Here is a 13,980-nt window from a genome sequence, read left to right as displayed (position 1 = left end):
AGCGGAATTCGTATAGAGATAATGCGTCACAGTATTTCAGTACCCAAACACGAATATAACAGGAGGTACAAGAAATGCGTCACAAAAGCAATTACAAAGACACGTATATAGGAATACTTGCTCTAATATACGTGTTTGTGCGCCTTAGTTATACAATGCAAAGACACGTTAATCAGAATGTGACTTTAGTATGCGTGTTTTCACTACCCGCAGGGTATTAGAAGAATTATGACAAAAGAAAAATGTTAAAAAATGAAATGGTATTCGCTTCTTTCGTAAGCGATACAATTGACGGAAGGAGAAATTTTTGGAAAGTTATTCAAAACAATTAAAACAACAAATGAAAGAAATTGAATCTCTTATAGATAAAACAGAAAGAAGAGCTAGGAACTATATTGGCTTAGAAAACAAATTGTTAAGAGTCTCAAATCGAAAAAATGGGTATCATTACTACATTGTGGAAGGAGATTCAAAGCCCAAATATGTAAAGGATAAGGACAAGGACTTGGCCAGGAAAATAGCTCAAAGAGATTATGAAGAGAAAACTCTTAAAACCATGAGAAATTTGAATTACCAGATAAACAGGTTTCTACAATTGTATGATTCATCAGCAATAGAAAATGTTTACGAGCACATGGGGGAAGCAAGAAAGGCTATAGTTGAGCCAATTATTCCTTCGGATGAAGAATATATCAAAAATTGGCTTAAGCAGCATGAAGGCGAAAAGAATTTGTATCCGGAACATGGAAGATATGTAACTGCAAAAGGAGAATATGTCAGATCAAAGTCTGAAAAGATCCTGGCGGATTTGTTCAACAAGTATGAAATTCCATATTGCTATGAGCCTGCCCTTGAATTACGTGGTGGGAAAATAGTCTATCCTGATTTTATCATTCTAAATGTTCGAAAGAGGAAGACATACTACTGGGAACATTTGGGATTAGTCTCTGAAGAGGATTATGCGATAAAGAATTTTGGAAAGCTACAGCTATATGAAAAAAGTGGATATATTGTTGGAGACCGAGTACTTATATCAATGGAATCAGAGTCCAATCCGTTGGATGTAAGGATTATAGAAAAGAAAATAAAAACATATCTCCTATGAGAGCAAAATTAATCTTACAAAAAATTAAATTCGTACCTTGACGATGCAGGACCATGAGAGTAGAATATGAACAACTTAATACTTTAAACCGTTGAAGTGGAGATAACGGCAGTGATGCCTTTACAGAGAGCCCGGGAAGCTGAGAGCGGGTGAGAAACAAATTGTCAAATGGACCACTGAGGGCGTAGATCAAAAGCGAGATAGGAAATATGTAATTTCCGGAATCGAATGTGTTCTGAGTTTTGAAGCGATATCAGAGCTGCCGATTTTAAGCTGAGTATTCTACGACGTGAAGGCATACGTTAGTTGCCTGGGATATGTTGGTATCCTGTGAGGCGCATGGAAGTCCATGAATTCAAGGTGGCACCGCGGATTATTAGATGATTCGTCCTTGACAGAAAATAGATTTTTCTGTCAGGGACTTTTTTTATCTTATAGCTTCCTGCGGATTTCCTATAAGATAAAAAACACTCCGTGTGGATGCGCAGCTCGTGGAAATGAAGTTTATTGCTTCGCAATGTCTTCGTTCCACTTCGGTCGTCGCAGAGCTGATGTCCCCCGGACATCATGCGACACTCGCGCGCGAAGATTTCGCAAGCGAAATCCTATTTTATTTGCGTGAGAAGCAGAGCCACTCGCAAGATCAGGAACAGAACTTCACTAATAGGAGGAGATTATGAGTACAGACAAAAAAGGAAGATTTGGAATTCATGGAGGACAGTACATTCCTGAAACACTAATGAATGCAGTAATTGAGCTGGAAGAAGCCTATGAGCATTACAAAAATGATCCTGAATTCAACAGAGAACTTACAGAGCTATTGGATGAGTATGCAGGCAGACCTTCAAGACTTTATTATGCAGAGAAAATGACAAAGGACCTGGGCGGAGCCAAGATCTACTTAAAGAGAGAGGACTTAAACCACACAGGTTCACACAAAATAAATAATGTTCTTGGTCAGGCACTTCTTGCAAAGAAAATGGGTAAGACAAGACTTATAGCTGAGACCGGAGCAGGACAGCACGGAGTTGCGACAGCTACAGCTGCAGCGCTCATGGGAATGGAGTGCGTTGTATTCATGGGAGAAGAGGATACAAAAAGGCAGGCTCTGAACGTGTACAGAATGAGACTTCTTGGAGCTGAAGTTATTCCTGTAACATCAGGCACAGCCACACTTAAGGATGCTGTATCCGAGGCTATGCGTGAGTGGACCACCAGAATAGATGACACACATTACTGCCTTGGTTCTGTAATGGGCCCCCATCCTTTCCCCACGATCGTAAGAGATTTCCAGGCAGTGATTTCAAGAGAATCAAGAGCTCAGATACTTGAAAAAGAAGGACGTCTTCCCGATGCAATCGTTGCCTGTGTTGGTGGCGGATCAAATGCAATCGGAAGCTTCTACCACTATATCAATGATGAAGGCGTTAAGCTGATAGGCTGTGAGGCAGCAGGACGAGGCATCGATACCTTTGAAACCGCAGCCACTGTAAATACCGGAAAACTTGGTATTTTCCACGGAATGAAATCCTACTTCTGTCAGGATGAATACGGACAGATCGCTCCTGTATACTCCATCTCGGCAGGACTTGATTATCCCGGTGTCGGACCTGAGCATGCACATCTTCACGACATACACAGAGCAGAATACGTGCCTGTTACCGACGATGAAGCAGTAGATGCTTTTGAATACCTTTCAAGAACAGAGGGAATCATCCCGGCAATTGAATCAGCTCACGCAGTGGCACATGCAATCAAGCTTGCACCCACGATGAGCAAGGACCAGATAATAATAGTAACCATCTCAGGAAGAGGCGATAAGGACTGCGCAGCAATCGCAAGATACAGAGGGGAGGACATCAATGAGTAATATAAAGAAAGCATTTGAAAACGGAAAAGCATTTATAGCATTTATAACCTGCGGAGATCCCGACCTCGAGACCACAGGAAAAGCAGTGAGAGAGGCAGCAAAGAACGGTGCTGATCTCATCGAGCTTGGAATACCTTTCTCAGATCCAACTGCGGAAGGCCCCGTAATTCAGGGAGCCAATATCCGCGCTCTTGCAGGTGGCATAACTACAGATAAAATATTTGAGTTTGTAAAAGATCTTAGAAAAGACGTAGATGTTCCCATGGTTTTCATGACCTATGCAAATGTAGTTTTTTCATATGGCATCGAGAGATTCGTTAAGACCTGCAAAGAAATAGGAATGGACGGACTGATCCTTCCTGACATAGCCTTTGAGGAAAAAGAAGAGTTCTCTGAAACATGTGATAAGTATGGCATTGATTTTATATCTCTTATTGCGCCGACATCCAGACAGAGAATTGCCATGATAGCAAAAGAGGCCAGTGGATTCCTATATATCGTATCAAGTCTTGGAGTAACGGGAGCAAGAAGCGAGATAAATACCGACCTTGCATCCATGGTTGAGCTTGTTAGGGAAAACACGGACATCCCCTGCGCAATAGGCTTTGGAATTTCTACACCTCAGCAGGCAAAAAAAATGGCCGATATTTCCGACGGAGCAATTGTCGGATCGGCCATAGTAAAGCTTCTTGAAAAGTATGGAAAAGAAGCACCTAAATATATCGGTGAATATGTAAAATCCATGAAAGACGGAATGAGCAACAATTCCGTTCCGGTAGAGCTTGGAGCCTGAAGCTTCGTGAAAATTACTTGGGCGGGGATGCCTTATATGACTTATGAAGCTGCAGATTCTCACAATCCGGAGGTGAGTTTACCAGGGAGTTATTTCTGACCTTACAACCTGCATTTCTGCAATCCCTGCATCTGTAGCCTGAGTGATTGGAGTACATTCTCTTACATTCAAGGGAGCAAAAAGCATGGTTGCTTTCTCTGGCAGTGAACAGTCTGCCACAATTCATACAGATGTTTCTTGTATTGTGAGCCATAGCTTTACCTCCTCATAATTAGTTGAATAGGCGGAATCTGATCGGTCAGATTCCGTTTTTTCTATTCGTGGTAATGCCTTTTGCATCAGCTGCGAATTAGAAAATGTATTCTTAATATAATAATATCATTAATCGTAATAGAGAATTTAAAGTTTATAGTTATTTCATAAGTTCATGTATTTCTTGGAAACTGTTTCGTGATAAAATGTTTATATGTCAGATACGTCTTCTGAAAATCCAAAGCTTTATATAGAAAATAAGCTTAACGGAAGGAAACGAGGTCGATTTTCGAAAATGATTGAATATCGACTTAATATTTGATAGTATATAGTTATGGAAACTGAAAATTAAAAACAAGTTCCCAACATCTGTTGCTTAACCAGTGTTTAAAAGAAAGTAAGGAGTTTTTATGAACGATACCAGAGTAAAGATCCTTGAAGCAGTACTTACAGAGTTCAAGGAAAAAGGATCCAAATTCACCATGGATGATGTAGCATCAGATCTTCATATGAGTAAGAAGACCATCTACAAGGAGTTTGACGATAAGGAAGAGATTTTTGATGCTCTTGTAGATTACTGCTTTGATTCCATTAAAGAGAAAGAGGCAGAGGTTCTTGCTGATGACAGCCTTTCTACTGTAGAGAAGATTGAGAAAATAATGATCTGCATGCCTGATAAGTACAGGGATGTTGATTTCCGTAAGGTTTTTACTCTTAAGGATAAGTATCCCAAGATTTATGCCAAGGTTCAGAAGAGACTTGAGAACGACTGGGGCGATACCATCGGTCTTATTGAGAAAGGTATTGCAGAGGGCAAGGTAAGGGACCTTCCTATTCCTGTAATCAAGGCTATGACAGAGGCTTCTATCGAGAGATTTTTAAGCTCAGATGTACTTCTTGAGGGAAATACTACCTATGAAGATGCACTTCAGGTTATGATAGATATAATCATGAGGGGTATTTGCGTAGACAAATAAAAATTAAAGTGGGGACTTTAAAATGATAATCAGAAATGAGAACGTATTTCTGCTGCAGACAAAAAACAGCAGCTATTTTCTTCAGGTGCTTCCATCAGGTCATGTGGAGCATATTCATTATGGAAAATCCATCCTTTCCGGTGGACAGTATGAAGAACTTTTAAAGGGCGATAAGGAGGACAGCAAAATAGTCCTTCAGATGGCTAAGGCCATGGAGATCAAGCATCGCCATGAGGGTGGTAACATGATAGTGTATTCGACTGAACACTATCCACTTTGTCTCGAGGTTATGCCTCTTGAGATGTCTTCTTTTGGAAAAGGCGATATCCGCGAGCCTCTTATCGAGGTTTCTCACGCAGACGGCTCCCTTACAAGTGATTTTCTTTTTGATAGTGCTGAGATTTTTGATGAGATTTCAGCTCTTGATACTTTGCCCAGCTCCTATGATGACGGACAGGAACTGAAATTTGAGAGCGGAGCTTTAGATAAGGCTTCACAGCTTGTGCTTACCCTTAAGGATAAGGAGTATGGCCTTCGTCTAGAGCTTATTTACAAGGTTTATCCCGAGTGCGACACAATCACCCGCACTTCCGTTTTATATAATGACAGCCAGGAAAAGGTTGTAGTGGACAGACTTTTGTCCAACCAGCTGGATTTCCAGAAGGTGGGTCTTAAGCTTACAAGCTTCCACGGACGCTGGGCTGATGAGATGAATATGTCTGACAGCATCTGCAAGGCAGGAAAAGTTGTCAACGAAGAAATCTCAGCAGGTGAGTCAGGAAGCAGAAGTAATCCCTTCACTATGGTAAGTGATCCGAATGCTACTGAGGAAGCAGGCGATGTTTACGGCCTTAATCTCATTTACAGTGGCAATCATTACAGTGCTCTTTCTGCAAACGGAACCTTCCTTTCACGTTTCGTTAGCGGAATTCAGCCCACAGGCTTTTCATGGACTCTTGATGCCGGTGAGAAATTCGAAGCTCCCGAAGCGGTCATGACTTTCTCTGACAAGGGCTTCCACGGAATGAGCACCAAAATGCACGATTTCGTAAGAAAGCATATCGTTCGCGGCGTATGGCGTGACAAAGAAAGACCTATTCTTATTAACAACTGGGAAGCAACATATTTTGATTTTGATGAAGGAAAGCTCCTTAGAATAGCAAAAGATGCAGCTAAGGCAGGTATCGAATTATTCGTTCTTGACGATGGCTGGTTTGGCAAGAGAAACGATGATAAGGCAGGTCTTGGTGACTGGACAGTAAATACCAAAAAGCTTCCGGATGGTTTAAAGGGACTTGCGGATAAGATAAACGGTCTTGGAATGAGCTTTGGTCTCTGGGTTGAGCCTGAGATGGTAAATGAAGACTCTGATCTTTTCAGAGCTCATCCTGAGTGGGCAGTGAGAATACCGAATCGTCCCCATTCACTTGGCAGAAATCAGATGATCCTTGATTTCACAAGGAAGGACGTTCAGGATTACATCATAGATGCCATGAGCAAGGTATTTTCATCGGCAAATATCTCATATATCAAGTGGGATATGAACAGAGTTTTCTCTGATACATTTTCAAGAGAACTTCCTGCTGAGCGCATGAAGGAATTCACCCATAGATATTACCTTGGCCTTTACAGAGTTATGGGCGAACTTACCAGAAAGTTCCCTGAGATTCTTTTCGAGGGATGTTCATCAGGCGGTAACAGATTTGACCTTGGTATCCTGAGCTACTTCCCGCAGATTTGGGGAAGCGATGATACCGATGCAGTATGCAGAATGGATATTCAGAGAGGCTACAGCTACGGATATCCTGTTAACAGCTATGGTGCTCACGTATCTGCATGTCCCAATCATCAGACACTGCACACAGTTCCGCTTGAGACCAGATTCTCAGTGGCTGCATTTGGATGCTTTGGATATGAGCTTAACTTAAGCGAATTGTCAGATGAGCAGAAAAAGCAGATTGCAGATCAGGTAGCATTCTACAAGGAGTGGAGAAAAGTATTCCAGTTTGGAGATTTCTACAGACTGGATAAATACCGCTTCATGGCTGTATCAAAGGATAAATCACTGGCTGTTGCTCTTATTTTCCAGAAAGAGTGCAGACCCAATAATGACTATGTGGCTCTCAGAACCATGGGACTTGATCCTGACAAGGTATACAGAATTGCCAACCGTCAGGTTAAGATCAACATCAAGGCCTTTGGAAGCCTTATAAATACAATGGCTCCCATTCATGTTAAACAGAATGGGATCATCCATGTAATGATAGATAAATTCTATAAGATGCAGAGCGAAAAAGAGGAGATCACAACTACAGGCGGCGTTGCCAACAGCTGTGGTGTGCGTCTTGGACCTGACTATGGCGGAACAGGCTACGGTGAAGATACCAGAATGTTCAGAACAGACGATACCAGACTTTACGTTATCGCTGAGGTTCAGGAATAAAAAATGCCGGACACTTTCAAAAACGAAGGTGTCCGGCACATTTTTTCATATAATTATTTAGTCAATGCGCTTCTTACCAACAAAGAAGAGGGCTACTGTTCCGGGGCCTGTGTGGCTTCCGATTGTAGTACCGATATCATAGACTTCGACTTTGCCCTTCATGGCAGGAATAAGTTTCTCAATCTCAGCTATGAGTGCATCAGCATCTTCTCTGCAGGCTGACTGGGAAATATAGCATTTGCCGTTATAGTCGGCGCCATCCTCAGCACATTCAAGCATCTTATTGGCAGCTGCTCTTATAACGGCTGCTTTTCCGCGGAGTTTTGCTCTTGCAATGAGGTGACCTTCAAAGTCTACATTGAGAAGAGGGCAGATCTTAAGGGCACCGCCGAAGAAGCCGGCTGCCTTTGAAACTCTTCCGCCTCTTACAAGGTATGTAAGGTCTGTTGTGAAGAACCAGTGATTGATATCAAGTCTGTGTTCAAGAGTCCAATCACGGAGCTCGTCTATACTCATGCCGGCATCTCTTCTGTCAGCAATTTCATCCATAAGAAGTCCGAATCCCGATGAAGCGGCAAGTGAATCCACGATATAAATCTTTCTGCCGGGGAACTCGCTTGTAAGGATATCTGCAGCTATATTTGCAGAATTGATAGAACCGGATATTCCGGAACTAAGTGTAAGGTGAAGTATATCATAGCCTTTTTCAAGAAAAGGTTTAAAATGATCAACATATTCTTCTGTATTAACCTGGGATGTTCTGGTCATGGCACCGTCTGCCATAGCTTTATAGAAATCAGCAATAGGATATTTACCATCATCAAGATATTGTTTACCATCTATCTCAAAGTGGAAACATACATATTTAATATCTCTTTTTTCAAAATGTTCCTTGCTCAGATCTGCGGTAGAGCAGCAGCTGATAACATACTTGGACATTACAAATCCTCCCTGTTTTTCTAAAGACTCCGAATAACATGATACCACAGACTGCAAAATTATGCTAATTATGGGTATCCAGATAACTGTTCTCGAAGGTCTCGGCGTCACAGGGTTTGCCGAAGTAGAAGCCCTGGGCGATGAAGATGCCGATGTCCTGCATTTTTTTGAGCTGGGAGTCGGTTTCGACACCGACTGCGCAGGTCTTGATGTCCATGGTGTCTGCCATGGACTGGATGGATTTGGCAAGGAGAAGGGCATTGTCGTCCTTGTCGGCTTTTTCGATAAGAGAGTGGGAGAGCTTAATTACATAGAATTTGCAGTCTAGGAAATTGGACAGATTAAGCTCGCCGCCGCCAAAATCATTGAGGCAGATTTTAAAGCCAAAGTTGCCAAGATCAATAAGCACCTCTTTTGATGAATCATCAGCATTAAGCATAACGGTGGTACTGATATCCAGGCCCAGCTTTTTTAAAGGGTAATTAACCCTTGAAGATTCGCTCTTTAGGAATGAGATAAAGCCTGAATCAAGGAGCTGCAAAGCAGACAGATTTATGGAGACATAGAACTCCGTGTTGTACTTTTCATTCCACTTGGTGAACTGCTCCAAAGCTGTCTGAACGATCCATGTTCCAAGCTTGCCCATAAGGCCTACTTCTTCTGCAACAGGGATCAGCTCATCTGCTGAGTACTCGAAGCTGGCCTCCTTTTTAAGGCGAGGGAATACCTCAGCACCAAATATTCTGCCTGTCTGCGTGTTTACAAGGGGCTGATAGTGCAGCACAAAATCATCCTCAGGTACTGCATTTGATAAAAGATCCTGAAGATTATTGTGCCTTGCAACCGAAGGTACAAGAGCCTTATCAAAATATTTATAGTCATCCCTTTTGGTGCTTGCTTTTACCATGTACATGGCAGCATCGGCATATTGGAGCAAAAGATCGGGGTTAGAAGAGTCCTTGGGGTATAAGGATACTCCGATACTGCCTGAGAGATTGAAGCTGTAGGTATCAAGCTCCACGGGAGTGCATAGTAACTCCTGAATCTTCTTGGCTGCGGTCTCCACCTCTGCGTCATTTATTACGTCGCACTGAATGATCATGAACTCATCGCCGCCTGTCCTGAATCCAACCATATTTTTGGGAAGACGCAGCATTCTGTGACCGAATTCAGCCAGAACCCTGTCACCCATATCGTGACCATAGGTATCGTTTATAGGCTTAAAGTGGTTCAGATCAATGGCAAATACTGCGTAGCGCTGTCCTGATTTTTCATAGTCAGCGGTCATGTTCTTTATAAATGAGTTGCTGTATCTTCTGTTGTAAAGCCCTGTAAGGATGTCAGTAGAGGACAGCTTTTTCAGGTTATCATTGGCTATTTTCAGATCCTGAGTTTTCTGTGCGACCTGTTCCTCAAGCTTTTTGTTAAGAGTCTGCTGACTTTCAAGGAGAGAAGCGTCAAGCTGGGAGTTTTCAAAGGTTGCGGTCATGATCCAGTAGCCCATTATCGCAATAAGCACATAGAAAAACTCGTTTTCAGAAAGGAACCTTATAAAGAATAAAATAATATCAGCAGCTGAGAGGAAAAGTATCTGCATCACAAGGTGGGCCTTTGATTTTTCATTTCTCTCGTATGAGCGAACGCCGAATTCAAATTGATATTTTTCCTGGGTGTAGGCGCCGAGAGCCATCATAATCATGAAAAGAATGTACAGTAGATCCATGAATATATTCTCAGCATCCAGTCCAAGAGCTTCTATGTAGGTGTACTGGAAATCGATAATTATGTATAAAAATATCGCTAACGGAATAAGACAGGTGCCCTTTTTAATAGACAGACCTTTGATCAGGCGAAGAAGATAAATCGCCAGCATTATCATGAAAAAGTTCACGAAGAAATATCCAAGGGTTCGAACATAGGTGACAAAGGGAATGGTTCTGCCGGCCAGAAGCACATTAAGGAGCTTCCTGAGAAGGATAAAACCGATGATCGTCATAATGAAGGTATCAGCAAGAAGCTTATACCTGTTGCGCTGATTCATCTTTTTTCTGATGTACATGAAGATGGATATGCCAAAAAGATAGTTGGGGAATAGGTACAGCGTCTTAATAAAACCGCCAAAGGACGTGCTTCCAAGGGCATAAACCGTGAAGAGTTTACATATATCACCCATACTCCAGCACAGGATTCCTAAGCCTATGACCAGGATATTCAATGAAAACTCAGGAATTCCCTGGGCACAGTTATAGCAAAGTACAAAGGAAAGCAGAGTAACAAGGGGTGAAAAAAGGACAATAAAATGAGTAGCCCCGGCAAAGGTTGAGATGACGAGGCAGATATAAGAAATAAATATATAAGCAATAAGCCGTTTTTTAGGATCTTTAAAATGTTCCATAGGCTAAATATAGTTGTAAATACAAATAATATTACGTTTATATTATAAGCCTTAGCTTTATCTACAAGTATTAAAACAAAGTAAATTATTCTTATATGAAAATAAAGAAAACGCTCTGCACATCAAAGTGTACAGAGCGCTATATAATCTTTGAAAATAAAGGAATTAAGCCTTTTCCCAAACAGTGCCTTCGCGGGTATCCTTAATAGTGATGCCCTTAGAAGCAAGCTCGTCGCGGATAGCATCTGCTGCTGCGAAGTCCTTGGCTTTCTTAGCTTCCTTACGCTTTGCGATCATCTCTTCAACGTAAGCTGCTAGATCTGAATCTACTTCTGAAGAACTCTCCTCTGCCTTAAGAAGATCAAGTGAGAGGACTTCATCAAAGCTCTCGATAAGAGCCTTCTTGGTCTTGTCATTGGTATCAGCCTTAAGAACATCATATACAACAGTGATTGCACTTGAAGTGTTGATATCTGAGCAAAGTGCAGCTTCGAAATTAGCTCTGTACTCTGCAAATACCTTCTCATCAACTTCGCCCTCATCTGTAAGAGAGAGAATTCTCTTTTTGAGCTTGTCGTAGGTGGCAGCAGCCTGATCCAGTGCATCGTATGAGAACTGAAGAGGCTTGCGGTAGTGACTCTGCAGGCAGAAGAGTCTGTAAACAACAGGGTTGTAGCCCTTCTCCTCAAGGAGGGATACAGTAAGGAACTCGCCCTTACTCTTACTCATTTTACCTGTCTGGTCATTCAAGTGATGAACATGGAACCAGTAGTTGCACCACTTGTGTCCAAGGAAGGACTCACTCTGAGCAATCTCATTGGTGTGGTGAGGGAAAATATTATCAACACCGCCGCAGTGGATGTCCATGTATTCGCCGAGGTGCTTCATGGAAATGCATGAGCACTCAATATGCCAGCCGGGATATCCAACGCCCCAGGGGCTGTCCCACTTAAGGGCCTGATCTTCGAACTTGGACTTGGTGAACCAGAGAACGAAGTCGTTTTTATTTCTCTTATTGGTATCTTCACTTACGTCATCTCTAACGCCTACGAAAAGGTCCTCTTCGTTGTGACCTGTAAGAACGTAGTAATCAGTCAGCTTGGAAGTGTCAAAGTATACATTCTCGCCTGCAACATAGGCAAAGCCCTTCTCGATAAGGGACTCAACCATGTGGATGAACTCAGGAATGCAGTTAGTAGCAGGCTCAACCACGTCAGGAGTCTTGATATTGAGCTTTTTGCAGTCAGAGAAAAATGCATCTGTGTAGAACTTTGCGATCTCCATGACTGTTTTGTGCTCACGCTTTGCACCTGCAAGCATCTTGTCTTCACCTGTGTCGGCATCACTTGAAAGATGGCCTACGTCAGTGATATTCATAACTCTCTTCACATCATAGCCGATGTAGCGAAGTGTTTTTTCGAGAACATCCTCACAGATATATGTGCGAAGATTACCTATATGTGCGAAATGATAAACAGTGGGGCCGCAGGTATACATTGCAACCTTGCCGTCTTCATTGGGCACGAAGTTGTCGATTTTCTTGGTAAGTGTGTTGTAGATATTAAGCTTGTTTTCCATAGTATTCTCATCTTCTTATCTAAAAATTTATGTATCGCATCCGTGAAAAATATGCAGATATGCAGATTCCCCAAAGATAAACATCAAGCATAATTATACAAAAAAAGTGCGAATATGCCAATATTTAAGGGAAACATATTTGCTTCACACAGGGGTAAAAAGCGAGTATAATTAATCTGCTTTAATATGCAATAGAGGGATAGTATATGAAGAAAAATATGTTAAAAGTCTTTGCACTGGCGCTGACAGCAGTACTTGTTGCAGGGGTACCTTCCCAGTCGGCGATTACAGCAAATGCTAAGATTACTACAACAAAATTAGGACAGTCAGAGGGCGAGCTTCCTGAAGGGTGGAGAAGCTACGGCAGCTTTAGCGGTGCCAGTTATTATGGCACAGATGCTGAGATTACCATTCCGCCTCAGATAACAGAGCTTGGACAGTTTGCCATATATGATAATCCTTATGTACAGGTTATTCATGTGCCTGCCACAGTTACCAATATAGGTGGTTTTTCTATCTATGAGCTTCCTAACCTTCGCTACATCATCTTTGAAGGTGATACTCAGCTGGAGGAGTATGCCATTCGCAATTGTGCGAATCTTAAGAACATAGTTACTCCTTTTAAAAACAGCAGTGCCGAGAGTATGGCAGATTCCTTAGGAGTGGCTGTTACCAGAACCATTAAAGAAGGCTTTGCAAAAAAGAACATCTATCTCCTTGTGGGAGATAAGTTCAATCAGCCTGTCTGCAACACGATTTATGATGACTATGTATGGACCAGCTCCAAGAAGTCTGTAGTTACCGTGGATGCTGCCGGCAGAATTAAGGCGAAAAAGCCCGGAAAAGCCGTTATCACAGCTACCAACGCCTATGGGACCTTCAAATATAAGGTAAATGTATATAAAAAGAACGTTCAGAACCGCGTGAAGCAGGTCAAGAATCTTACGATATCCAAGAAGATGTCCGATTATGAAAAAGTAAAGGCAGTTCATAATTGGATGATCAGGAATATTTCTTACGATTATAAGAACTATTTAAAGGGAACTCTTCCACGAAAGGTATACACGGTAGAAGGCGCACTTCTTGATAAGAAGTGTGTTTGTCAGGGCTATGCCCTTGCCTTTAAAAAGCTTATGGACGAGTATGGCGTAGCCTGCGTTGTTGTAAGAGGTATGACAACAGGTGGTGGTCACGCATGGAATATGGTCAAGATCGGCGGCAAATGGTATCACATAGATGTGACCTGGGATGATCCAATCACAGACGGAACAGGTGTTAATACCAAAATCTATTACACCTATTTCCTTAAGTCCACATCTTATATGAACAAACATGAGCATACCTTTACCATAAGATCATATCCCAGATGCAACAGCAAAAAGTATGATTGAGATTAAAAGAGCAGATGAAAGTCTGCTCTTTTTGTTCCAGTGCGCCCGACGGCGCACGTTTCTTCTGGAAAATATAAATATTAGATTCCATTTTACATTTGTGGTGTTGTATGAATACTCGGAGACAGGTATATAAGATAGAAAAATACATATATTTTGTATACTTTTTTTGTCAGCGACTGTATTCGGCAGAGGCAAGCTTGTATAATGAAAAATAAGTAAGAATATCAATAAAAA

General features: G+C 41.8%; 10 protein-coding genes. 6 read left to right on the top strand and 4 right to left on the bottom strand.

Annotated elements, in window-relative coordinates; translation table 11 throughout:
- The first annotated feature begins 307 nt into the window (after positions 1–307).
- From G603_RS21285 to trpA, 3 genes are all read left to right on the top strand, one after another.
- On the top strand, positions 308–1,105 hold the full coding sequence (locus G603_RS21285) for a hypothetical protein (RefSeq protein WP_026523316.1): 798 nt from the start codon (positions 308–310) through the stop codon (positions 1,103–1,105).
- Between the two features lie 676 nt (positions 1,106–1,781).
- Positions 1,782–2,975 carry a tryptophan synthase subunit beta gene (gene trpB, locus G603_RS0103710; RefSeq protein ID WP_035791884.1) on the top strand — a complete coding sequence of 398 codons (1,194 nt, stop codon included), beginning with the start codon at positions 1,782–1,784 and terminating at the stop codon, positions 2,973–2,975.
- Positions 2,968–3,768, top strand: coding sequence for a tryptophan synthase subunit alpha (gene trpA, locus G603_RS0103705; protein ID WP_026669357.1), 801 nt, complete (start codon positions 2,968–2,970; stop codon positions 3,766–3,768). The genes trpB and trpA overlap by 8 nt, the downstream gene beginning before the upstream one ends.
- A 13-nt stretch (positions 3,769–3,781) precedes the next feature.
- Here trpA and G603_RS0103700 read toward each other — a convergent pair whose 3' ends face one another.
- Complete coding sequence (locus G603_RS0103700) at positions 3,782–4,021, bottom strand: hypothetical protein (protein ID WP_026523320.1); 240 nt, start codon at positions 4,019–4,021, stop codon at positions 3,782–3,784.
- 409 nt (positions 4,022–4,430) lie between these two features.
- Between G603_RS0103700 and G603_RS0103695 the strand changes: the two genes are divergently transcribed.
- Positions 4,431–4,997, top strand: a complete 567-nt coding sequence (locus tag G603_RS0103695; RefSeq protein ID WP_026523321.1) for a TetR/AcrR family transcriptional regulator — start codon at positions 4,431–4,433, stop codon at positions 4,995–4,997.
- A 22-nt stretch (positions 4,998–5,019) separates the two neighbouring features.
- Positions 5,020–7,440, top strand: a complete 2,421-nt coding sequence (locus G603_RS0103690; RefSeq protein WP_026669356.1) for an alpha-galactosidase — start codon at positions 5,020–5,022, stop codon at positions 7,438–7,440.
- Positions 7,441–7,497: 57 nt separating this feature from the next.
- Here the strand turns inward: G603_RS0103690 and G603_RS0103685 are convergent, their stop codons facing one another.
- The 3 genes from G603_RS0103685 to cysS all read right to left on the bottom strand — a co-directional run bounded on the left by G603_RS0103685 (position 7,498) and on the right by cysS (position 12,352).
- Positions 7,498–8,379 carry a DegV family protein gene (locus tag G603_RS0103685; protein WP_026669355.1) on the bottom strand — a complete coding sequence of 294 codons (882 nt, stop codon included), beginning with the start codon at positions 8,377–8,379 and terminating at the stop codon, positions 7,498–7,500.
- A 64-nt stretch (positions 8,380–8,443) separates the two neighbouring features.
- Positions 8,444–10,552, bottom strand: a complete 2,109-nt coding sequence (locus G603_RS0103680) for a putative bifunctional diguanylate cyclase/phosphodiesterase (RefSeq protein WP_035791882.1) — start codon at positions 10,550–10,552, stop codon at positions 8,444–8,446.
- A gap of 387 nt (positions 10,553–10,939) precedes the next feature.
- On the bottom strand, positions 10,940–12,352 hold the full coding sequence (gene cysS, locus G603_RS0103675; RefSeq protein WP_026523325.1) for a cysteine--tRNA ligase: 1,413 nt from the start codon (positions 12,350–12,352) through the stop codon (positions 10,940–10,942).
- A 206-nt stretch (positions 12,353–12,558) separates the two neighbouring features.
- Here cysS and G603_RS21280 point away from each other — a divergent pair, with 206 nt between their 5' ends.
- Positions 12,559–13,743 (top strand): transglutaminase domain-containing protein, encoded by a 1,185-nt coding sequence (locus G603_RS21280; RefSeq protein WP_026669353.1) that lies wholly within the window; start codon positions 12,559–12,561, stop codon positions 13,741–13,743.
- The last annotated feature ends 237 nt before the right edge of the window (positions 13,744–13,980 follow it).

The sequence above is a fragment of the Butyrivibrio sp. AE3006 genome (assembly GCF_000424165.1).
Taxonomy (GTDB): Bacteria; Bacillota; Clostridia; order Lachnospirales; family Lachnospiraceae; genus Butyrivibrio.
This window is presented reverse-complemented; position numbering and strand designations above follow the sequence as displayed.